Here is a 21,172-nt window from a genome sequence, read left to right as displayed (position 1 = left end):
CGGCTCTTCTGCTGCCTATCATTTGTTTGATTTTATTCTGCGCTGATGTACTTGCCGACGATCTCGTCCATCTCGCCGCTATCCTGCATCTCTTTGAGGACTTCATTGACCATCTTTTGCAGTTCAGTGCTTCCTTTGGGCATAGCGATGGCGTATTCCTCGCTTGTGAGCGCTTCGTCCAGCTTCTTTACCTTATCACTGTTCTTTTCCACAAGCTTTTCCGCCGGGAAATTGTCGATGACCACCGCGTCGATGCGTCCTGCAATCAGATCGGAAACCGCTTCCATCCCCTTGCTATAGCGCTTGACTTCCGCTACCGTAATATCGTTCTCGCCATCTTCATTGGTGCAATACTTGTCGCCCGTAGTGCCCAACTGAACGCCAACCGTTTTACCGTTCAAATCGGTTCGAGAAACAATGTCGCTGTCGTTGGCAACAATGATCGCCTGAGAAGCGTTAAAATACGGATCTGAAAAATCCACATTCTTTTTACGGTCTTCATCTGCTGTCATACCAGCGGCCACAATGTCCGCTTTGCCAGACTGCAACGCGGTAATCAAAGTGTCAAATGCAATATCGCTGACTTCCAGCTCAACCCCCAGTTTTTCTGCGATCTTTTGGGAAATTTCAATGTCGATTCCAACGACTTCGTCGCCGTCTTTGAACTCAAATGGCTCAAATTCTGCATTGGTCGCCATAACCGGCTTTCCAGCATTCTGAATGTCCTCCGGTGTCTTGGCCTTGCTGCCACAAGCAGCCATCGGGACCATCATCGCTGCTGCCAGAAGGAATGCCAAAATCTTCTTCCCTGTTTTTCATAAATCGTACCCCCAAATTTTATACTGTACCTTCTTCACCATTCTATAGCATAAATATTCATATTTCAAGCATATTTATGCGACCTTCTAAAATTCGTAAAACCTGTCAACTTCACGCGCATCGCCGGAAAGGTTTTGTGGAAATTGCAAGCCACAAATCTCCAAAAGTGTACAAAAATCCCTTGGAAGCGGCGCAATGATGCACCTGTCCTTTCCCGTCACTGGATGTCGAAAAGAGGCTTGCACACAATGCAATGCCTGCCGGTCGATGTATATCCGGCTTCCACCGTACAGATCGTCCCCCGCCAAGGGATTTCCCCTGTGCGCCATATGTACACGGATTTGGTGCGTCCTACCGGTTTCCAGGCGAAAGGCCAAAAGCGTGTGGCTCTGTGAGTGGCACAATGTGCGCCAGTGTGTTACAGCGCGAATCCCATCTCTGCACACGCAACGCTGGATGGTGTGACCCGGCAGCCGTTCAATTGGCCCATCCTCAGTCCCACTTCCCTCTACACCCCTTCACAAACCGCCAAGTAAACTTTAGAGATACCCTGTGCCAAACGTGCCGCTGCATAAGGATTTTTTGCCAAGACCAGAACCCCGGTGGTGTCCCGGTCCAGCCGGTAAATCGGGCGAAACGCCAGAGGATTCGCCCTTTCTCTGAAAATACGCCGCAACAGCATTGGCCAAGCTATCCCGGGCATGTCCAAACGAGGGATGCACCGGCATACCGGTCGGTTTGTCAACTGCCAGCAGATCGCTGTCTTCATAGAGGGGAACCGAATGGGAGATCCACAGGTTCCGGAGCAGCAGAATCCTCTGGAAGCATCAACTGTACTCAATCCCCTGCCTGCACAGTCTTCCGCACGGTCGCATGAGCGCCATTTACGGTGATTCCCAGTGGTTCCTTCTTTAAATCTGTCAGAAGCCGTGCAGATACCCCACAAAAATGGCGTAAAAATCCTTTAAGCTGTGCATCTCCGTATTCCGCTGGCACCGTAAACGTCAAGCTTTCTCATAGAACCTCCCTGCGGGCAAAGAAAAAGAGCGGAGGCAAAATCCTTCCGCGTGCCGCCGCTCTGTTCCGCAAATGCACTTATTTTACTTCGACCGTCCAGCCGAACTCATCCTTTAGTTTTCCCCACTGAATGCCAGTCAGTGTGTCATACAACTTCTGTGAAAGCGGTCCGATCTCGCCATGGTTGATCTCCATAATATCATCGCCCCATTTTAAATGGCCGATCGGAGAAATGACAGCTGCAGTCCCCGTGCCAAACGCCTCTTTCAGACGGCCTTGTGCCGCTGCATCTGCAACCTCCTGGATCGAAAGCTTCCGTTCAGAAACCTTCAGCCCCCAGGACTTTAACATATCGATGCAGGACATGCGCGTGATACCGGACAAAATCGAGCCTTGCAAGGCCGGCGTAACCACTTCGTCGTCAATTACAAAGAATACGTTCATGGTCCCCACTTCTTCGATGTACTTACGTTCCACACCGTCGAGCCAAAGCACCTGGGTATAATCCTGTTTCTCCGCCTCATCCTGTGCCTTAAGAGAAGCTGCATAGTTGCCTGCTGTCTTTGTAAAGCCCATACCACCGCGTACTGCACGGACATAATTGGTCTCTACATAAATTTTTACGGGATCGAGCCCTTCTGGATAATAAGCGCCAACCGGGCTGCAGATCACCATAAACAGCAGGTGACGCGCCGGATGTACGCCGATGTGCGGATCTACGCCAATGATAAATGGACGAATGTACAAGGATGTCCCTTCTTCACTGGGAATCCAATCCTTTTCAATGGAAACCAGCTTTTCAATTGCTGCCTTTGCCAATTCCTCATCAATCAGCGGAATGCACAGACGTTCATTGGAGACATTCAAACGGGCCATGTTTTTATCCGGGCGGAACAGCAAAATTCTGCCATCCTGCGCGCGATAAGCCTTCATCCCCTCAAATACGGATTGGCCATAGTGAAGGCACATAGCGGAGGGGTCCATTTCAATCGGCCCATATGGAACGATGCGGGGATCGTGCCAACCTTGCCCCTCGTCGTAGTTCATTAAAAACATGTGGTCGGTAAAAATGGTTCCGAACGGAAGGGGCGCGCCCGGAGCCGGCTTTTGTTTGGGATGTTTTGTAAGTTCCACTCTGATTTCCTGCATGGTAAATGCCCTCTTTCTGATTATTCCTGCTTATTGTACCATCATTTTTCAGGGATTTCAAGTTATTAGCGCGCGAAAGGCATAGCCAAAATCCCCACACATTTGACAGGATATTTCTCACTTTTTAGAAATACTACCAAAATTTTCTGCCTGTAACCGTCAAAAGGAGCATCCTGCTGTTTGGGGCGTTGATCCCCTGTTTTGCACAGGAATATCAGAAGTCCTGCATAAAGTGAATCTCATGATTGCGCAATCCTTTGGGATAACGGTTTTTTAATCGTCCCCCGGAACATTTTCCAAATCCAGTCACAATGCCGTCAACAGCCACACCGGTATATCCCTTCAACGACTCCGGCACATCCAGTTCTTCTCCGTGGAGAAATGCCGCAATCTGGGGTCCTTCATGCGTCAGTTCTAAAACATTGCACAGAGATTCTGGCCTCGCGGCCATAAACGCTGCGTGTGCAGGTTCGATACGCTTTTGATAAGTTCCCAACAATACGCCGGCACGCAGGACGCCAAGTCCTTTCATCTGCGGTAACCCATCTGGAAGCAACAGCAAATTGTCCCCAATCTGTTCCAATACTCCCGACGGCATCTGCTTGTACAGCATTTCACAGCATGCTTTCGCCAATTCACTGGGCTTTGCATAATTGTACGGCGATGGAGTATTCCCATTCTCCGATAGGCGTTGCAACTTTGCCACAAAATGTCCCTCGCCGCCATCCATGGGAAAAATTCTCCGCGTCTGTGGAATACTTCCCGGCCGGCCAAAGGAAACGCCGCAGTCTAACAACGCAAAATCTGGACGCTTTTTCAAGAAGGCTTCAACCACCCCTTCGTTTTCTTCAAAGGAAAACGTACAGGTCGAATAGACTAAAATTCCCCCTTCACGCAACGCTTGAGAAGCTGTTTCCAAGATAGCCAGCTGGCGGATAGCACACATCTTTACATGTTCTGGGCTCCATTCTTGTATCGCCCGCTCGTCCCGCCGGAACATTCCCTCTCCCGAACAAGGGGCGTCGACTAAAACCTTATCAAAAAAGCCTTCCAATGCATCACAAAGAGTTTCGGGCCGGCAACAGGAGACCACGGCATTGCGCACCCCCATCCGCTCGATATTGGATAGAAGCACATTCGCTCGATTCCGCACGACTTCATTGCTCCAAAGCAACCCCTGCCCTGCCAATAAAGTGGCAATTTGGGTCGATTTTCCCCCGGGAGCCGCACAGAGATCCAATACCCGGTCGCCTGGCTGCGGCGACAGCACTGTAACCGCGGAAGCTGCCGAGGGCTCCTGCACGTAAAATGCCCCCGCATGATGGAACGGTAAGGCGCCAAGGTGTTCCACTCCCTCCGGGATATAATAAGAGAGCGGCGAAAATGGAGCGGTCGTGATCGAGAACGGCAAAGCCGCATGCAAACGTTCTTCCTCACACTTTTCGATATTTAAGCGGATTCCTCTCCGATAGGACTGCTCATAACAGGCAAGAAACGCAGGATATTCTCCACCCAGCATGTCCTGCATCCGTTCGCAAAAGGCCAGCGGCAATGTCGTCATGTCGAATTCTTCCCTTCTTCAAAATGATTTTCAAAGTCTTCTTGTTCTTCCTTCGTTGGCAAGCGGCAGTATCGCTTCAATCTCGGTAAGACGGCACCATATGTTTTGTAGTTATTCCTGGCCGCTTTCAGCGACAAACCGTGGTTCTCGTCGCTTGGTTCCTCTTCTCCAGACAAAAACACGTCGATCTCCCAATAACAGATTGGACAAATATAAGCGATTGCGTCCCCGTTATTTGGAATTGTCCGGTACCCACAGCAGGGACAGGGCGAACCGTTTTTCACAATCAGAGGCTCTTGACTTTCTGTATTTACTCTACCATTTCGATCCGGAAGGAAAAAATCCTTTGTCCTTTTCAAGATGATCGTCCCCTTCCCTTCTCCTTAAGAGGAATGTATTTTTTAAATAGAAAATCGCATAATTCTCCCTTGCAAAACCAATAATAACAACGCAAAGGGGGTGAATACAAATGAACAGCAATTACAATAACAGCCAGAACAGTTCCCAGAATCGTTCCAGCCAGAACAGCACACAGAACAATTCTCAGAACCGTTCCAGCCAGAACGCTAAGAACAGCACACAGAATCGCACCAGCTCCAACAGCCAGAACTGCAAGAACAGCACCAATCAGTGCAGCAGTCAGAATAACAGCCAGAATAGCCACAACTAACACCCAATCCTGACGATGGCCCATCCTCCGCAGAGATCGCCCACGGTCCACAAAGGCGGTATCTGCGGTATGGGTCCAGGAAAATCCAGGCTATATGCAAAAGCAGGCGGCTTTGTTTTCCGACAAGGCCGCCTGTTTTTTTATGTCTTTTCGGGTGGGAGTTCCTTCTTCTTACGGTTCTCTTTCAAGATCTGCCGCAGAGATTTGTCATCCGGCTTGATCTCACGGAACCCTTCACCCGTAATTTCGCCCGCTTCCCCGACAATGATAAATGCATTGGTATCCACTGAATGCACAATGTCGTAAACCTTGCTGACTTCATAGCGCCGCACCGCACAGAGAAGTACTTCCCCTTCGCGTCCGCTGTACCCACCGCGGGATTTCAGCGCCGTGACGCCGCGATCTAACCCAATCAGAATATTTTGGGCAATCTCCTCATTTTTTTCGGAGATAATAAATAGCACTTTGCCATTCCCCATATCCGTACCATAGAGGATAGCATCAATTAGACGGGTGGAGACAAAGATCGTCAAAAGTGCATACAAAGCACTCTCCATACTCTGGAAAGCAAAACCGGAGAATACGATGATAACAAAGTCCACACCCAACATCAACTTGCCCATGGAAAGATGACGGAAATGCCTTCCCAACAAGCGGGCCACCATATCTGTGCCGCCTGTAGTGCCCCCTCTTGTAAAGACCAGAGCAAGGCCAACTCCTTCCAATACACCGCCAAAGATTGCCGCCAACATCTGATTTCCCTCATATGGAGGGATGACAACCCCCATAAGGTCAATCGCCGCCGAAGATAAAAGGGTAGCTACAAAGGTTTTAGCAACCAATTTATAGCCAATTTCTACAATGGCCCAAATAAAAATCGGGATATTGATGAGAAAAGCCGTAGCACCGATCGGCGTATGGAACAAGTAGTTCAACACAATGGATAAGCCGGTCACACCACCGGACGCAATGTGATTTGGCGCTGTAAACATCTTAACCGATACAGCATAAATCAAACTGCCCGCCACAAAAAATAGGAGATCCTTTGTCAAAGTTTTCGCCCGCTCTTGGGTCAATGGAGCCTTCATAGATAGTCCTCCCTCTTAGACCAGCGGATGCGTTTCGTCCGCTCCTTCTAATGCTTCACAGGCAATCTGAAACAGCATTCGAAGCCGCTCCAGGTCTCCCGATAAGTAAACATAACCAAACAATGCCTCAAACGCCGTAGCAACATGGTAGTCCGCCACCTTGGCATTTTTGGGAACATGGCCCACATGGGCGTTGCGCCCGCGATTGTATACAGCAGCTTCTTCCTCTGTCAACAAAGGCAGAAGCTTTTTTGCTGCAACCGCTTGGGCGCCGCAACAGACCTGCTCAACCGAGCGTTTATGCAGCGCATTGACTGGGCAATTCCCCTGACAAACCAATTTTTCCCGCACAAACAATTCGAACACGCCGTCGCCCACAAATGCCAAAGTCAAGGGGCTGAGTTGTTTTGGATTACAGTCCGCGCCAAACAGCCGTTTCACTTTCATCACTCCACAAAGTCGAATTCGATCTCATAAATGCTGGACCGTGTCGCCCTCTTGAATGCCCGCTTCACGAAGGGCGTCAATCACACCGGTCTGAATGAGAACGCGCTGGAAATATTGCAGCGATTCATAGTCATCGAAATTGACGGAATTGATGACCTGCAACAGCCACTCGCCCTCCACCATATAAAGGTGATCCTGCTTAGTAATTTTGACCGCATGCTTTTCGTAATCCTCCACAGGCTTTTGCGGCAACGGTTCGGGCTCGTAGCGCTTGACCGGCGGTAGTTTACTCAAAAGTTCAGATATACGGTTCAAAAGCGGGTCTACATCGTAGCGAATTGCAGCCATAATTGGGAAGAATTCATACCCCTTTGCCTCTACAAAAGCTTTAAACTCTGTAATCTGCTCCTCTGTTGCAAGGTCACATTTGTCGCCCGCCACAAGCATGGGGCGTTCAGCCAGATCTGGATCAAATTTTTTCAGCTCTGCATTGATGATGTCGAAATCCTGCTTTGGATCGCGGCCTTCACTGCCCGCCACATCCACCATATGGACCAGAAGGCGGCAGCGGTCAACATGCCGCAGGAATTGATGGCCTAAGCCAACACCTTCACCCGCCCCTTCGATCAGTCCGGGGATGTCGGCCATCACAAAGGACCGGCCATCTTTGAGACGCACTACGCCAAGAACCGGTGTGATCGTGGTAAAATGATAGTTCCCGATGGTCGGCTTCGCTTCACTCACCACAGAAACCAACGTGGATTTTCCCACGTTCGGGTAGCCCACAAGTCCTACGTCCGCCAAAAGTTTTAATTCCGAACACAAGGTCAAAACTCTCGCCCGGCGTGCCTGGCTTTGCAAAGCGGGGCGTCTGGCGGGTAGGCGTGGCAAAGTGCATGTTCCCCCATCCACCGCGCCCCCCTTTTGCAATGATCTGCGGTTCGTCGCCCGAGAGATCTGCTAGAATACGGCCGGTTTCCGCCTCTTTGACCAAGGTCCCGCGCGGTACTCGAACAACCAAGTCCTTTCCACTCTTCCCGTTGCAACGGGACCCGCGGCCATTTTCCCCGCTGGGAGCAACATATTTTCTTTTATAACGAAAATCTGCTAATGTGGAAAGGTTGTCATCCACCTGAAAGACAATATTTCCGCCTTTTCCACCATCGCCGCCGTCCGGACCGCCGGAAGCCACGAATTTTTCCCGATGAAAGGCGACGGCACCGTCGCCCCCATTGCCCGCTTTCACGGTAATTTTGGCATGATCTATAAACATACGAATCCCTTTCCTCAAATCAAGCTGTCAAGAAACAGCACTGCGCGTAGAAAAACTTTCTGACGCTGACTGATTTAGTATGCCATCTTTTTTCACAGGAAACCGAAAAAATCCCTGCCGAATGGTTCCGGCAGGGATTTGTCATTCTGGTAAAATTACTGTTCCACAGCGTAAACGCTGACCTTTTTGCGGTCACGGCCCAAGCGTTCAAACTTGACGCGGCCATCCACCAACGCAAAGAGGGAATCGTCGGAACCTCTGCCCACGTTCTCGCCCGGATGAATGTGTGTACCGCGCTGCTTCACGAGGATATTGCCAGCCAAAACAAACTGGCCGTCTGCACGCTTCACACCAAGGCGTTTGGACTCGGAATCACGGCCGTTCTTGGTAGAACCCATTCCTTTTTTATGTGCGAACAGCTGAATATTTATCTTCAACATACCTTACACCTCCACATAGCTTACATTGATATTTTCTGGATATTGTTCCTCAAGCCCCAACATGTGAAGCTTGAAACCCGCGAACAAAACGCGGCAGTCCCTCGCCGCCTTGGCCGGAATCCGCACAAGCATATAACCTTCTTCGGCTACCGCCTGCGCCTCCACACCGATAATCTCTGTCACCGTGTTGGCCGTCATATATGCCGCAGAAGAAACGGCTGCACAAATGACATCGTTGCCTTCTACTCCGCTGCCAGAATGACCACTGATGCGAAATCCAACCAAATCGCCGTCGGGCCTGGTGAAAAATTCAGCGCAGATCATTACGCATTAATAGCTTCAATCTGCACTTTGGTGTAGGGCTGTCTGTGGCCCATCTTACGCTTCTCACCCTTCTTGGGCTTATAGGTGAAGACCGTGATCTTCTTGGACTTGCCGTTCTTCAAGACCTTACCGGACACGGATGCGCCCTCCACATACGGTGCGCCGACCTTGACGTCGCCATCGTTGTCCAACAGAATGACCTTAAAGTCAACGGTTGCGTCCGCTTCCACAGCAAGCTTCTCAACAAAGATGGTGTCGCCAGCCTGTACTTTGTACTGCTTGCCGCCAGTTTCAATCACTGCAAACATGAATTTCTGTTCCTACCTTTACATTAGTCTCGCTACTATCGGGCGGGGAAACCCACTTATAGCCCGTAATATGCGGCTTATCAATATTAGCACATCCTGTCAAAAAAGTCAATCACTTTCCCCATTCAACAGCGGCGCAATGCCAAATCTTTTGCAAAATCCGCCAGGGAAATTCCCTCTTCTCCGAAGGGTTCCAAAGCGCGCACTGCCGCATGGGTCAACTCTTTCACCCGCTTCTTTGCAGGTTCCAACCCCAGAAGAGAAACATACGTTGCCTTCTGGTTTTCCGCATCGCTTCCAGTCGCCTTACCAAGCGTTTCTGCGTCGCCCTCCACGTCCAGGATGTCATCTACAATCTGAAAAGCCAATCCAATTGCGCGCGCGTAATGTTCTGCCGCGCGGCGCTGGCGTTCATCCGCCCCTGCCAGCGCGCAGCCCATTCGCGTGGCAGCCAAGATGAGAGCCCGGTTTTTTTCTCATCCATCTCTTGAAGCGTCTCCAAAGAAACAGCCGTTCCTTCGGAACGAAGGTCGATTTCCTGCCCGCCGACCATTCCATGAATTCCCGCCGCAGAAGCCAACTGAAAAGCTGCTTCTGTAGCGCGCCCGGCTCCTACTGCAGCAATACTCTCCGGCGAAAGCATGACTGCAAATGCCAATGTCAAAAGGCCGTCCCCTGCCAACAGTGCAGTATCCTCCCCGAAGGTTTTGTGGTTAGAGGGCTTTCCACGGCGCATATCGTCGTTGTCCATACAGGGGAGATCATCGTGAATGAGGGAATAGGTATGAATCATCTCTACTGCACAAGCAAATGGCAGAGCCGCCTGTACATCGCCGCCACACAGCCGGCAAAATTCCAGCACCAGTACTGGCCGTACACGCTTTCCTCCATCCAAAAGGCTATAGCGCATAGCTTCGATCAACCGTTCATAGCGGCAATGTTCCTTTGGAAGAAACTCCTCCAATTTCTGTTCCACCATGGGGAGATATGCGTCGAGCTTCATACCAGCTCCTCCTTTTCCAGCGCAGAAAGCTGGGTGATCTTTTGTTCCGCCTGTTTGAGCTTGTCGTAACATAGTGTTGCCAGCGCGGACCCCTCTTCAAACAGTTTCATCGAGGAATCCAACGGTTCTCCTCCCGCTTCCAGCAGCTGAACGATCTCATCCAGCCGGGAAACCGCCGCCTCAAATGTCATCGCCTTTTTTGCCATCTTTTGATTCCTCCTGTTCTGAACCATATGCCGCCTGTTCCACCAGGCAGCCGATCGTTCCATCTGAAGTTTGTAAGGAGAGCCTGTCCCCCTGATGTACTTGTCCGGCGCTGGTGACCACCTGCCCATCCGCGCCACAGGCAATTGTATATCCGCGGGAAAGCACCGCCAGCGGGCTGAGCGCATGCAACCGCCCACACAGTTCCGCCAAATAGGCTTCCCTGTCCGCTAATTTCCGTCCCATGCACCCGGAAAGCTGGGCCGACAGTCCATCTATCCGCATACGTTGAACCGCCAATAGCTCCTGTGGATTGCGCAGGATGCGACTTCCCGTTAAGGCGTCCAATTGTTGACGGAGCCGTGCCAACTTTGCACGCATGAGGGACGCCATTCGCGCCTCTTGGCCGCGCAGGCTGCAAAGCCAATCTGCCTGATCGGGGACGGCCAACTCCGCCGCCGCAGATGGCGTTGGCGCGCGCAGATCCGCCACAAAATCACAGATGGTGAAGTCTGTCTCATGGCCGACCGCACTAATCACTGGAATCTTCGAAGCTGCCACAGCTCGGGCAAGCGTCTCTTCGTTAAACGGCCACAGGTCCTCCAAAGATCCGCCGCCACGGCCCAAGAGGATGACATCAGCACAGCGAAGGCGATTCATCCGCCGAAGGGCATCAACCATCTGCGGGCGCAGCCCCCTCCCCCTGTACCAAAACGGGCAAAAGATGATTTCCGCCAGCGGCCACCGCCGCGCCAAAATCGTGACCATATCGGTGTACGGCCGCGCCTGTCGGGGAGGTAATCACCCCGATGCGCATCGGAAAGGGAGGCAGCGACTTTTTGCGGTCTGCGCGAAAAAGTCCTTCCGCAGCCCAATTTTTCCTTCAATTGCTCAAAAGCGAGGTTCAAGGCCCCCACGCCGTCCGGCTGGAGATCCTCGATGTAGAGCTGATACTGTCCAGTCGGCTCGTATACGCCTACATGCCCGCGCGCTATCACCTTCATACCATCCTTCGGTACAAAACGCAGACGCCGCGCATAAGTGGCAAACATCACCGACTTGACCACACATTGACTGTCTTTCAAAGAAAGATAAAAATGCCCCGACCAGGTAATGGTTCGTAAAATTGGAAATTTCCCCGCTGACAAAGACGCTCGCCAAATGCGCGTCGCCTTCTAGCAGGGACTTGATATACGTATTCAGTTGTGTAACGGTCAATACGATCGGCTCTACCATGGCTCCACCCCCATTTCGGGATATAGGATACGGACATTTAATATGCTCCGGAATATTTCATCTCTGTGAGTACGGCAATCCCAGCCGCATTATCACTGGAAAATGCAGGTTCGGCAAATACAGCGCCATACTTTTCTGTGAGCGCAGATCGAATGATCCCATTGGACATCACTCCGCCTGCAAAGAGCATGGGCAGCCCGCGGTATTCCTTCTGCAAGGCAGCCGCCATACCGTCCAAGGCTGCCAGAATGGAGAGAAGACAATACCGTGCCACGTCCTCCCGTGGACAGCCCTCCTCGAGCATCTTTCGGCATTGATTTTCCACTCCGGACAGCGAACAGTCCGCCCCTTTCATGGACGGGCGGATAGAAAACAAGGCGTCGGACTGCATCGCCAACTCCTCAAGGTATTTTCCAGCCGGGAATGGCAACCCCAACATACCTCCCACACGGTCCACGGCCTGTCCCCCTTTTAAATCAAGCGAGCGGGCGACAATTTCGGTCTGAAAGAGATGTTCCCGATCCGGCACAACCCGCACCGCCTCGGTTGTACCGCCGGAGACATGGAACGCCAAAAATGGTTTCTTCAAAAAAGAGAGCTTTCCAGCAGAGTAGAGTGCAGCTGCAATGTGTCCCGCTTGATGGGAAAACGAAAAGAAAGGCACGGAAAGCGCCATTGCCATCGCCTTCGCCGTGCCGGTTCCCACTGTAAAACAGGGCATATAGGACCCTTCCTGGTCACGCGGCCGGGCAGACGCCCCTACCGCCGTAACCGCTCCGCTTGTTTCCTGGAACAACCGCTCCAGCACCTGCGGAAGCTGCTGAACGTGGTGAAAAACAGCGTCACTCTGCCGCAAGCCGAGCTCCCCCTTCCGCACCGGCAACAACATTTTTTGCTGGCGTACGGTCCCGTCCGTATATAATGCGGCTGACGTCGTATAGTTGCTCGTATCGATGCCCAAAGCCTTATGCATGCTTTTCACCGAATTCCTTTGCAACAGAGGCTAATACGCCGTTGACGAATGGCGCATCCTCTGCCGTCCCATACTTCTTTGCCAGGTCAACCGCCTCATTGATCGAAACGCTGATGGGGATCTCCTGCTCAAATAAAATCTCATAAATTGCAAGCCGCAGCAGGGACAGGGAAACCTTTGACAAGCGGGTCATCTTCCAACCACGGATATTCTTTTCAATCTGTGCGTCGATCTCCGCCTCATGCTGCTCTGCGCCCTCTGCAAGACGCTCTGCAAAATCATCCACGATGACATCCTTGGACAGGCCGGCCGCATCGATAATCCGGCTGACGGAGTCCCGATTGATGGTCCTTTCAAAAGTCAGGACAAACGCCTGCTCTCTGGCTTCGCTTCGTTTCATAAGCTTCCTCCGCGTATCTTGTCAAAATAAGAAACCCTCCACAGTCGTGGAGGGTTCAAAAGATTCGTTCGATTTTCAAACTTCCACGTGGTTATTATACCACAGGATGGAAGAAAAGCACAAGGGAAGCGCCAAAGAAATCCTACTGGTTCTCCACGATTTTGATCTTATCGTAGGAGACGCCCGCCTGCCCGGCCACAATATCCTTGATAACGACCGCATTGTTCGGGTCAGATTCCTTGACCTTTACCACCACGTTGCACTCCCCATTTTGCAGGAATACCACGCAGTCCTCAAAGCCCTTGGCCTTGATGAGATTTTCAATATTACTTTCTTTCAAGACATTTTGCGCTACGACCGCTGCCTGTGCAACCGCGTCCTTCTTCGCGGCATCGCTCTGCTCCGCGTCCTGTAGCACCTTTTCCAAGAGCTCGACCGCCTCATCCCGCGCTTTCTGTCTACTCAAACGCGCCTGTGTGAAATAATCGTTTGTATCCGCCGGTTGTTCCGTCCCAGAGGAAACCGGTGCGCTGGACGATTCTGCCGGCGCCGAGGAGGACGGCACGGAGGCATTGACCAGTTGTGCTTCTCCGAGTTCCTTCTGCGAGGTGACCGTGTTCGTTGCAAGCAGCTGATTATCTCCTGAGAATTGCCAATTCAAATAGACGGCTGCCCCCAGCGCGACGACCAAGGCCGCAAGAACAAGCTGACGTTTTCCGATACCCATAAGTATGTACTCCTCCTGTTGTAAATTTTCGCCCTGTACTGCAACGCCGGGCACAGCAGTGATCGAAACGGGGCTATCCGGTGTCCGCTGCCTTGACCACGCAGACTCGGACCGATGTAATATCCAACGCCGTGGTTACTGCGTCGATGATGCGCTGCTGTACCACGGGATCGTCCCCGCCATCGCACACGACCACCACCCCCTTGACCACCGGCTGTACTTCTGTGATGGCCAACGCGCGTTGGGAACCATCGGCATCCTTCACCAAGATGTAATTGGTTTCTGTACTGTCGTTGGAACCGCGGTCCGAGGTGGTCTGGGTACTGCGTTTCTCCTCCTGGGCGTACACCTGTTCTGCACCTCGTTCCACAGTCACCATCACTTTTGCATTGCCCGCCCCTTGAATATGCGTGACCAATTCCGCAAGGCTCTGTTCCAGCTCCTCGGTGTACGCCTGTGCGGACTGTGCCGCCGGTTGAGAGGAATTTTCTGGTTCTTTTTCCTTTCCCGGACTGAGCAACCCCGACAGGAAGATCAGTGCAATCCCTGCTACCCCTGCGATCACAACCCATTTTCGGCAGGTTTCATTTTCTGCGAGCTTTTCAAACCAGCTCTTTCCTTCATGTTCCGCCGTCGCCATGCGCCGTTACCTCCACTTCCAGCCCAAGCGTCTCTCGTAAGCGCGCTTGGGCCCGGGCACAGTCGCCGCCGTACCCCTCGGCCAGCGTGACTTCCACCCTGTTAATACCTATGCTGTTGTCCGCGTTTGTATCCATCCGCACCACAACTTTTTCACTTTTCACATCCATTTTGCTCAGCTCTGCCGCCACCAGGTTCTCAATGCTGGACCTTGCCGCAGTTTCCATTTGCGTTTCCACCGTACTTTGCAGTTGTGTATTCTCCTGTGTATGTCCTTCTATCGGAAAATTCCAGGCAATTTGCACCCCTAAGTTTTTCAGGGGCATCGCCATCGCACAAAGCACAAAGGCCCCCAGGACAAGTTTGACCATCCGTTCCATCGAGCCGTTCGGCACCAACCCCTGTAGTAGGGCGGCTGCCAAAGCCACCAAGCAGATCGCCGCGCTCCATTCTCGGACCGCCCCCATTATCCTCCCCCTTTCCCATCAGCAGGACAATTGCCGTGGAGACAGTCAGGACGGTCAAACAGCACAGCACAATCGCCAGAATCAATTCGACGGCTTTGGCAACTGCTCGCAACAGAGAAGTGATTTCTTTGAGTTCAAAGATGTCCCCTGCTCCTGCACACACATTCAGCGTTACCATCCAGAGCAGGCACTGCAAAATGACGGGTAAAAAAATCAAAGCGCCAGCCAAAAGGCCAAAGGCTCCTACACCGGATTTTAGGAGTTTGACACAGCCGGTTACTGTCTGTAAAGCATCCCCCAAGGCGCTGCCGACGACGGGGACAAAACTGCTTACCACGAATTTGGCCGCTTTTGCTGTCGTCTCATCCATAGAGGACGCCACGATGCTATGTACTGTCAGTAAACCGGCAAATACGGTCATACAAAACCCCAGCACCCATTTGACCACCTTATGAAAGGCGTTGCAGATACCGCCCAAGTTTACCCCCGGGGAGATGGCGGAAACGATGGAAAGGGCCAGATAGATGTTCAATCCTGGGACCAAAATGCTGGCGGATAGAATCGAAATCACATTGCCCACCGCCATCATCAGTAGATTGTAAGAACCAGCAGAAGCCGGCTGTCCCGCCGCCAGCATGATTCCCGCCAGTACCGGCACACAAGCCAGCAGGAAGCCCGCCGCAGCCTGTACGACCTGTGCTGCATGTTCTATACACGCCACTACCGGCCCTGACCACGGTTGTGCAGACACAGAGCGCGCCAACCATACCGATCACGCCGCCGAGCGGTTTATCCCCCAGGGACAGCTTCATTCCATTGCACAATGCGCAAAGCAGCAGAACTGCAATCACCGAAGTCGCGGCCTGCAGGGGGCCCTGCGCGCTTTCCTCCGCCATTCCTCCGATTTCAGAGAAGAGGGATTCCGGTGTAATTGCTGTCAACGCCTGCCAATCCGTCCCACGGATACCGAGTTCCTTCCAATGCGTTCTGCGTCTCCATGGGAAGTTCTTCCGGCAAGTCGGCTGCGCCGCTTTCCTCCATCTGTTCTGCATCAGTAATCCTCCGTTGTTTCTGCCCGCGCTATGGGTGCAAGGATCGCCAGCAGAAAAAGCGCCAGCATGAGGCAAACCATCCGTTTCATGCGACATCCATCCTTTTTTTATCATCCGCCAATCAGTCCAAGAGCCGTCTGCGCAATGTCCTCAAACAATGGCAAGGAGAGCACAAGAATGGATATTTTCCCTGCGAGCTCCACTTTAGACGCTAAGGCGCTCTCCCCGGCATCCCGGCAGGAATCGGCCGCGAACTGTGCCAAAAAGCAGATTCCCAGTGTTTTAAACAGAATCAAACCGTATTCCTGCGAAAGTCCTACCCCGGAGAGCAAGGTCGTAATCTCGCGCACGGCTGGGGTGAGGTTTAATAAAATCTCTACCAGGATGACCACCCCGGCGATGATGCTGATAATGACCGCATATTCCTGATTGTACCGCTTAAGTGTCACGGCCAGAATCGCTGCAATCAGCGCCGCTCCCACAATGCCGATGATGTTCATCCCTGCACCTCCCCGCCGGGGTGGACGTTTTGCACCGTCACAGCCCGAAAATGGATTTGATGGACCGGAACAGCACGTCGATCTGTTGGATAATCATCATCAGCACAACAATCAGCCCGGCCAATGTCGTCATCATAGCCTGTTCTTCCCTGCCGGAGCGCACTAAAAGCTGATTGAGTACGGCGACGATGATACCGATCGCGGCGATTTTAAAGATCAGATCCACATCCATTTTCTGTTCCTCCCCAACACCCTGGTTGTGTACAGGGCTATGTTTGATAATCCGCTGTTCAGCATAAAAATAGGGCAACGGCAATCCCCGAGAAGGACCCCAGCATCAGGTATAGCTTTCCTTTTCGAGTCTTTTCTGATCGCGCATTCTCCAACCGGTCGCTGAAAAGTTCCGTATACAGGCGGCAATGCGAAAGCTCGCCCTCTACATCGCTGGCTCCAAACCCGTCCCCGAAGTCGCTCAAAAGGAGCCGGTCCCGCTTCTGTGAGGCCCGTCCCTTTCGAACCAGCCTGCACCCCTTTCTTCCAAGCTGTGTGGAAATCCTCCCCCCTCTTCGCAATGTGCCGCGCACTCCTGTAAAAACGCAAGACTCCTCCCATGTCTCTGAACAATTTCTGCAACAGACGCCGCGGAATAACGGATTTCTGTCTGTGCTGCATTCAGGAATCGAAGCATTTCCTCAAGTTGTTGTACCCTCTGTGAAAGCCTATGCGACTGTACATATCCCGCTATGGTCCCTGCTGCGATCAGAAGCAGAATTCCCAAAACCTTGAGCAAGCAAATCACCTGCCTTATAGACCCCTGCGACACGGCCCGGTTCTCGGCTGCCTTCCAGAAGAACTACATATCCAAAAGCGCCGGTATGTAATAGACTGAGCGCCTGTTGCCGGCGAAGGAGTTCCCGCACACTCCCCGCATGTACACTGGAAATCATTCCCACCCCGGCATTAAGCCCCTGGGCGGCGGCTTCCACATCGGCCAGACCTCCCATCTCGTCACAGATGATAAATTCGGGGGAAAGCGAACGGATTGCCTGCAAAATGCCTTCCCCCTTTGGATAGCCGTCCAGAACATCACAACACGGCCCCAGGTCGTTCTGCGGTACACCGCGATACGTTCCTGCCAACTCACCTCGTTCATCCACCACTGCCACCTTTCGGACATCCCCGCACAAGCCGGAGGACAGCTGCCTGGCTATATCGCGCAGGATGGTTGTTTTGCCGCTGGAAGGCGCTCCGGCCACCAGTACTCCATCCCGTAGGTTTTTTCCCACTGCCTGTAGCACGCCGCTGGCGCATCCGTAAACCTGCCGGGCAATACGGATATTGATGGAGCTGATGTCGCGCAAGCTGTTGATTTCTCCTCCGGAGATCACCGCTGTGCCACAAAGCCCTACGCGGTGGCCTCCGCTCAGGGTAATAAATCCGTTTTTGATCTCACTCTGATGGCTATATACGGAGTAACTGCAAATCCCTCGAAAAGTCTCGTCGATGTCCTCGCGAGTTGCCCGCATCCCGTCCGGTTCCGGCCTGCAAGAGGGCCGTCCATTTCGATTCAAAAAATATACACCGCCCGTACAACAGATGGAGACCGGCTGATTCACACGAAAACGGATTTCCTGCGCCTGTTCTTTCATATCGGTTGGCAGCAGGCACAGATATTTCCGCAAACGGTCGCAGACCGCACGCGCTGCCGAATCAAATCTGGATTCAAAATTGTTTTCCATCTCTTGTCCTCCTTTCCATACATATCTATGGACAAGTGCCACTCCTTAGAACAAAAAAGGCCCCCGGAAGGAAAATCCCTGCCGAGGGCACACCGAAATGTATCGAATTTTATCGATCCCTATTTATCTATGAATTTTCCGGCTGATAGCCATTAGGACGGCAGCAAGTCCTTAAGAATAAAGGATTCAATGGCCTGCCGCGTCCCCTGTACGGACCCTTGGACCAGCTCTGCCTTTCCTCCCCGCGCCCAGAAAACCTCTGGTTGAGTGCTCTCCCCAGGGAACGGACGTCCTCCTTTCCTGCAATCGCATATTTCCAGCCATCTGCATCCGTTCCGGAAAAAACAACCGCTGTTCTTGCGCGCTCGGAGAGCGCCAAGCAGAAATTCCGCAGACTATCCGGAGAGAGTCCTTCCTCAAAAAAGCAGACGCGCTCCTGGCCTTCTGGAACCGCAGCAACCTTCTGGGCAAAGATCTCCTGTTGCAATTGATAAACTTGTTGCCGAAGATGGTCCCGTTCCGAAAGCAGGCGCTCTACTGCGCCCACCACTTCCTCTGGCTTTGCCGAAAGAAGAACCGAAATATCTGTGACGCTTTTCAACTTTTCGTCGTAATCTGCCAAGGCACGGCTTCCAAACTGTAGCGTCACCCGGACGCCGCCTTTGTAACGCTGCATCGCAACCACTTTAATTGCGCCTACTTCTCCGGTCTGTGCCGTATGAAGGCCGCAACAGGCACAGCAATCATAACCGGGTATCGTCACAATCCGCACTTCCCCAGCGAGCTCTTTTTTACTGCGGTAGTCGATTTGCTCCAGCTCCTCCTTGGAGGGCCATTCCGCCTGCACGGGCAGATTCTCATAGACCGCCTGGTTGGCCAGATGCTCTACCTGCGCGATTTGATCTGTGGTCAGTTCCCCATTGAAGTCCACCGTGACCGCCTGCGCACCCATATGGAACCCCACATTGTTCCATTGAAACAGGCGGTGGGTAATTCCGGAGACGATATGTTCTCCGGTGTGTTGCTGCATAAACAGGAATCGTCTCGGCCAGTCGATTATCCCTTCCACCGTTGTTCCTACTTCGAGCGGGCGGTCCGTAGTGTGAAGCAGCCGGCCACCCTGTTCTTGGACATCCAACACCTTGGCGTCCCCAAGTATCCCATGGTCTGCGGGCTGTCCGCCGCCCTCCGGATAAAAGGCGGTGCGATCCAGGGTAACGGTAAAGCCATCCTTCTGCGCCTCACACCCAGTGACCGTTGCCGTAAACTTCTGTAAATAAGCATCTTCATAATAAAGCCGCTGTGTCGGTATCTGTCCCATTGTTGTTGTCCTCCTCAGAGTTCCATCTCATCCTGTAGGCTGCGCATGGCAAGTATGGTCTTTTGTATCAGTTCATCCAGCGGCCAACCGAGCATGTCCGCCCCCGCCTGAATCACCTCACGGGAACAGCCCGCTGCAAAGTTTGGCGTCTTAAATTTCTTTTTAACCGATTTCACCTCTAGATCCGAAACACTTTTTGAGGGCCGCATCAATGCAACTGCACCGATTAGCCCAGTGAGTTCATCCGTGGCATAGAGAACCTTCTCCATGATATGTTCGGGCCGGATGTCTACCGCCGGATAGGCATGGCTGGCGGTGGCCCGGATTATGCGCTCATCGATTCCATTCTCCCGCATGATCTCTTGGCTTTTGATACAATGTTGTTCTGGATACCGTTCAAAATCGAGGTCGTGCAACAGACCGACCACTTTCCAAAATGCAATTTCGTCCGGCGCTAGTTCCTTCGCAAACCAGCCCATCACACCGGAGACAATCTTAGCATGACGAAGGTGGAACGCCTCCCGGTTATACTGTTCCAGCAGTGCTTGCGCTTGCTCTATTGTCGGAATCATCGTTTACTCCCCCCTATCGGCTGACTGGCGGTGTAACCGCCCATTTCAGGCAGTGATCCTGCTTGCCGCCAAATATACGGTATCCTTCTAAAAGGTCGTTCAATGGTGCGCGATGCGTAATGAGGAAATCTGTGTGCAGTTTTCCACAAGAAAGCAGCTTCATCAGTTGCTCGCAGTGAACCGCATCCACTCCTCCTGTTTTGAAGATCAGATTTTTTCCATACATATCCGGCAGAGGAAGCGATTGCGCTTGCTCATACATGGCAACCAACGCAACAACCGCATTGGGCCGGGCGATCTGCCAAGCGGTCTGGAAACTATCCGCCCCTCCCGCGGCCTCGATCACCGCATCCGCGCCGCGGCCCTGTGTCAAAGAACGAACAGCCTCCTCCGCGTTTACCTCCGAAGGGCAAATCCCATAGGTAGCAAGCCCAAGCTGTTTGGCGAGTTCCAAGCGCTCCGGGTCAATATCGAGCATAATCACATCTCCGGCGCCAAATAGACCTGCACACATTGCAGCGCAAAGCCCCACTGGTCCAGCGCCAATCACTGCAACCGTGTCGCCTGGATGAATCTCTGCCAACTCTGCACCAAAATAGCCGCTGGATAGGATATCCCCCAAAAACAATGCATCGTCATCCTTAACATTGTCTAAAATTTTGGTCAATCCCATGTCTGCATAGGGTACGCGGACATATTCTGCTTGGCAGCCATCTATTCGGCAGCCGAGCTCCCAACCGCCATGTGTACAGTTGTTGATAAATCCCTTGCGGCAAAACCAACAATCCCCACAAAAAGTGATACAGTTGGCTGCCACACGTTCACCCACCTTCCGCTTTTTCACACCTTCTCCAATAGCAACGATCTCTCCGACAAATTCATGCCCCAATACGGTCCCCGGCACAGCCCTCGGAACCGCTCCATGCAATATATGCAAGTCACTGGTACAAATTGTGGAAAGAGTTACTTTTACAATGGCATCCCGCGGGTCCTGTAGTTTGGGAATCGGGCGCTCTTCCAAGCGCAAATCCTCGAACCCATGATAAACCGCCGCTAACATCGTTTTTTGCATCGATATCCTCCTGTTCTCCTAGATAAATAAATTTCTATAAGTACATTTCATCCCATTCGACTTGCCCATTCCACAGGAATATAGCGTATTTCCCACACCATTTCCCTCTAGAGATCCTCCGAAGGCACCATCTCCCACCTGTCTCGAAAGGGCGCGCGGCCCAAATCCTCC

Annotated in this window: 30 protein-coding genes and 4 pseudogenes; 1 reads left to right on the top strand and 33 read right to left on the bottom strand. The window is 52.3% G+C overall.

Annotated elements, in window-relative coordinates; genetic code table 11:
• Nucleotides 1–32: 32 nt before the first annotated feature.
• The 7 genes from ACGCCZ_RS09710 to ACGCCZ_RS09680 form a co-directional block, all read right to left on the bottom strand.
• Nucleotides 33–797, bottom strand: coding sequence for a basic amino acid ABC transporter substrate-binding protein (locus tag ACGCCZ_RS09710; RefSeq protein WP_411655910.1), 765 nt, complete (start codon nt 795–797; stop codon nt 33–35).
• Nucleotides 798–905: 108 nt separating this feature from the next.
• On the bottom strand, nt 906–1,265 hold the full coding sequence (locus ACGCCZ_RS09705) for a pseudouridine synthase (RefSeq protein ID WP_411655909.1): 360 nt from the start codon (nt 1,263–1,265) through the stop codon (nt 906–908).
• 62 nt (nt 1,266–1,327) lie between these two features.
• Entirely contained in the window at nt 1,328–1,588 is a 261-nt protein-coding gene (locus tag ACGCCZ_RS09700) for a pseudouridine synthase (RefSeq protein WP_411655908.1), read from the bottom strand.
• A gap of 68 nt (nt 1,589–1,656) precedes the next feature.
• Nucleotides 1,657–1,827 (bottom strand): hypothetical protein, encoded by a 171-nt coding sequence (locus ACGCCZ_RS09695; protein ID WP_411655907.1) that lies wholly within the window; start codon nt 1,825–1,827, stop codon nt 1,657–1,659.
• An 87-nt stretch (nt 1,828–1,914) separates the two neighbouring features.
• Nucleotides 1,915–2,985: a branched-chain amino acid aminotransferase gene (locus tag ACGCCZ_RS09690; protein WP_054323422.1), complete on the bottom strand. Its 1,071-nt coding sequence runs from the start codon at nt 2,983–2,985 to the stop codon at nt 1,915–1,917.
• A 214-nt stretch (nt 2,986–3,199) separates the two neighbouring features.
• A complete protein-coding gene (locus tag ACGCCZ_RS09685) occupies nt 3,200–4,546 on the bottom strand; it encodes an RsmF rRNA methyltransferase first C-terminal domain-containing protein (RefSeq protein ID WP_054323423.1) in 1,347 nt (448 codons plus the stop codon).
• Entirely contained in the window at nt 4,543–4,905 is a 363-nt protein-coding gene (locus ACGCCZ_RS09680; RefSeq protein ID WP_054323424.1) for a CPCC family cysteine-rich protein, read from the bottom strand. The genes ACGCCZ_RS09685 and ACGCCZ_RS09680 overlap by 4 nt, the downstream gene beginning before the upstream one ends.
• Nucleotides 4,906–5,015: 110 nt before the next feature.
• Here ACGCCZ_RS09680 and ACGCCZ_RS09675 point away from each other — a divergent pair, with 110 nt between their 5' ends.
• A complete protein-coding gene (locus ACGCCZ_RS09675; RefSeq protein ID WP_082402102.1) occupies nt 5,016–5,216 on the top strand; it encodes a hypothetical protein in 201 nt (66 codons plus the stop codon).
• Between the two features lie 140 nt (nt 5,217–5,356).
• Here the strand turns inward: ACGCCZ_RS09675 and ACGCCZ_RS09670 are convergent, their stop codons facing one another.
• The 26 genes and pseudogenes from ACGCCZ_RS09670 to ACGCCZ_RS09545 all read right to left on the bottom strand — a co-directional run bounded on the left by ACGCCZ_RS09670 (nt 5,357) and on the right by ACGCCZ_RS09545 (nt 21,001).
• Nucleotides 5,357–6,304 (bottom strand): YitT family protein, encoded by a 948-nt coding sequence (locus ACGCCZ_RS09670; RefSeq protein WP_411655906.1) that lies wholly within the window; start codon nt 6,302–6,304, stop codon nt 5,357–5,359.
• 15 nt (nt 6,305–6,319) lie between these two features.
• On the bottom strand, nt 6,320–6,751 hold the full coding sequence (locus ACGCCZ_RS09665; protein ID WP_411655905.1) for a Mini-ribonuclease 3: 432 nt from the start codon (nt 6,749–6,751) through the stop codon (nt 6,320–6,322).
• Nucleotides 6,751–8,024 (bottom strand): annotated as a pseudogene (obgE, locus tag ACGCCZ_RS09660) (GTPase ObgE). Before obgE ends, ACGCCZ_RS09665 begins: the two are co-directional and overlap by 1 nt.
• Before the next feature lie 155 nt (nt 8,025–8,179).
• Nucleotides 8,180–8,464: a 50S ribosomal protein L27 gene (gene rpmA, locus ACGCCZ_RS09655; protein ID WP_050698087.1), complete on the bottom strand. Its 285-nt coding sequence runs from the start codon at nt 8,462–8,464 to the stop codon at nt 8,180–8,182.
• 3 nt (nt 8,465–8,467) lie between these two features.
• On the bottom strand, nt 8,468–8,788 hold the full coding sequence (locus tag ACGCCZ_RS09650; RefSeq protein ID WP_054323427.1) for a ribosomal-processing cysteine protease Prp: 321 nt from the start codon (nt 8,786–8,788) through the stop codon (nt 8,468–8,470).
• Entirely contained in the window at nt 8,788–9,096 is a 309-nt protein-coding gene (rplU, locus tag ACGCCZ_RS09645) for a 50S ribosomal protein L21 (protein ID WP_054323428.1), read from the bottom strand. Before rplU ends, ACGCCZ_RS09650 begins: the two co-directional genes overlap by 1 nt.
• A gap of 125 nt (nt 9,097–9,221) precedes the next feature.
• A pseudogene (locus ACGCCZ_RS09640) lies at nt 9,222–10,075 on the bottom strand (polyprenyl synthetase family protein).
• Between the two features lie 20 nt (nt 10,076–10,095).
• Nucleotides 10,096–10,305, bottom strand: coding sequence for an exodeoxyribonuclease VII small subunit (gene xseB / locus ACGCCZ_RS09635; protein WP_054323429.1), 210 nt, complete (start codon nt 10,303–10,305; stop codon nt 10,096–10,098).
• A complete protein-coding gene (xseA, locus tag ACGCCZ_RS09630) occupies nt 10,280–11,029 on the bottom strand; it encodes an exodeoxyribonuclease VII large subunit (RefSeq protein WP_411655924.1) in 750 nt (249 codons plus the stop codon). The genes xseB and xseA overlap by 26 nt, the downstream gene beginning before the upstream one ends.
• Nucleotides 10,977–11,135, bottom strand: a complete 159-nt coding sequence (locus ACGCCZ_RS09625; RefSeq protein ID WP_411655923.1) for a hypothetical protein — start codon at nt 11,133–11,135, stop codon at nt 10,977–10,979. The genes xseA and ACGCCZ_RS09625 overlap by 53 nt, the downstream gene beginning before the upstream one ends.
• Nucleotides 11,136–11,289: 154 nt before the next feature.
• Nucleotides 11,290–11,355: pseudogene (locus ACGCCZ_RS09620) on the bottom strand (exodeoxyribonuclease VII large subunit); the annotation flags it as partial.
• Between the two features lie 221 nt (nt 11,356–11,576).
• A complete protein-coding gene (locus ACGCCZ_RS09615) occupies nt 11,577–12,512 on the bottom strand; it encodes a peptidase M22 (protein ID WP_411655904.1) in 936 nt (311 codons plus the stop codon).
• A complete protein-coding gene (gene nusB, locus ACGCCZ_RS09610; protein WP_054323431.1) occupies nt 12,505–12,912 on the bottom strand; it encodes a transcription antitermination factor NusB in 408 nt (135 codons plus the stop codon). The genes ACGCCZ_RS09615 and nusB overlap by 8 nt, the downstream gene beginning before the upstream one ends.
• A 142-nt stretch (nt 12,913–13,054) precedes the next feature.
• On the bottom strand, nt 13,055–13,639 hold the full coding sequence (locus tag ACGCCZ_RS09605; protein ID WP_054323432.1) for a SpoIIIAH-like family protein: 585 nt from the start codon (nt 13,637–13,639) through the stop codon (nt 13,055–13,057).
• A gap of 73 nt (nt 13,640–13,712) precedes the next feature.
• Nucleotides 13,713–14,279, bottom strand: coding sequence for a hypothetical protein (locus ACGCCZ_RS09600; protein WP_054323433.1), 567 nt, complete (start codon nt 14,277–14,279; stop codon nt 13,713–13,715).
• The gene (locus ACGCCZ_RS09595) at nt 14,260–14,649 is read right to left on the bottom strand and encodes a hypothetical protein (protein WP_411655903.1); all 390 of its coding nucleotides are present in this window, start codon (nt 14,647–14,649) and stop codon (nt 14,260–14,262) included. The genes ACGCCZ_RS09600 and ACGCCZ_RS09595 overlap by 20 nt, the downstream gene beginning before the upstream one ends.
• Before the next feature lie 124 nt (nt 14,650–14,773).
• Nucleotides 14,774–15,466, bottom strand: a pseudogene (locus ACGCCZ_RS09590) (stage III sporulation protein AE); the annotation flags it as partial.
• A 185-nt stretch (nt 15,467–15,651) separates the two neighbouring features.
• On the bottom strand, nt 15,652–15,786 hold the full coding sequence (locus ACGCCZ_RS09585) for a hypothetical protein (protein WP_411655902.1): 135 nt from the start codon (nt 15,784–15,786) through the stop codon (nt 15,652–15,654).
• 121 nt (nt 15,787–15,907) lie between these two features.
• Nucleotides 15,908–16,297 carry a SpoIIIAC/SpoIIIAD family protein gene (locus tag ACGCCZ_RS09580; protein ID WP_054323435.1) on the bottom strand — a complete coding sequence of 130 codons (390 nt, stop codon included), beginning with the start codon at nt 16,295–16,297 and terminating at the stop codon, nt 15,908–15,910.
• 37 nt (nt 16,298–16,334) lie between these two features.
• On the bottom strand, nt 16,335–16,529 hold the full coding sequence (spoIIIAC, locus tag ACGCCZ_RS09575) for a stage III sporulation protein AC (protein WP_050698074.1): 195 nt from the start codon (nt 16,527–16,529) through the stop codon (nt 16,335–16,337).
• Between the two features lie 58 nt (nt 16,530–16,587).
• Entirely contained in the window at nt 16,588–16,773 is a 186-nt protein-coding gene (locus tag ACGCCZ_RS09570; protein ID WP_411655901.1) for a stage III sporulation protein AB, read from the bottom strand.
• Nucleotides 16,770–17,096, bottom strand: coding sequence for a hypothetical protein (locus tag ACGCCZ_RS09565; RefSeq protein WP_411655900.1), 327 nt, complete (start codon nt 17,094–17,096; stop codon nt 16,770–16,772). Before ACGCCZ_RS09565 ends, ACGCCZ_RS09570 begins: the two co-directional genes overlap by 4 nt.
• Entirely contained in the window at nt 17,017–18,036 is a 1,020-nt protein-coding gene (locus ACGCCZ_RS09560) for an ATPase, T2SS/T4P/T4SS family (RefSeq protein WP_085532935.1), read from the bottom strand. The genes ACGCCZ_RS09565 and ACGCCZ_RS09560 overlap by 80 nt, the downstream gene beginning before the upstream one ends.
• Before the next feature lie 127 nt (nt 18,037–18,163).
• Nucleotides 18,164–19,357, bottom strand: coding sequence for an alanyl-tRNA editing protein (locus ACGCCZ_RS09555; RefSeq protein ID WP_411655899.1), 1,194 nt, complete (start codon nt 19,355–19,357; stop codon nt 18,164–18,166).
• Between the two features lie 14 nt (nt 19,358–19,371).
• Nucleotides 19,372–19,929, bottom strand: coding sequence for a hypothetical protein (locus tag ACGCCZ_RS09550; protein ID WP_054323439.1), 558 nt, complete (start codon nt 19,927–19,929; stop codon nt 19,372–19,374).
• 13 nt (nt 19,930–19,942) lie between these two features.
• Entirely contained in the window at nt 19,943–21,001 is a 1,059-nt protein-coding gene (locus tag ACGCCZ_RS09545) for an alcohol dehydrogenase (protein ID WP_085532939.1), read from the bottom strand.
• Nucleotides 21,002–21,172 lie beyond the last annotated feature (171 nt).

The sequence above is a fragment of the Anaeromassilibacillus sp. SJQ-1 genome, from assembly GCF_046693725.1.
Classification (GTDB): Bacteria; Bacillota; Clostridia; order Oscillospirales; family Acutalibacteraceae; genus Anaeromassilibacillus.
This window is presented reverse-complemented; position numbering and strand designations above follow the sequence as displayed.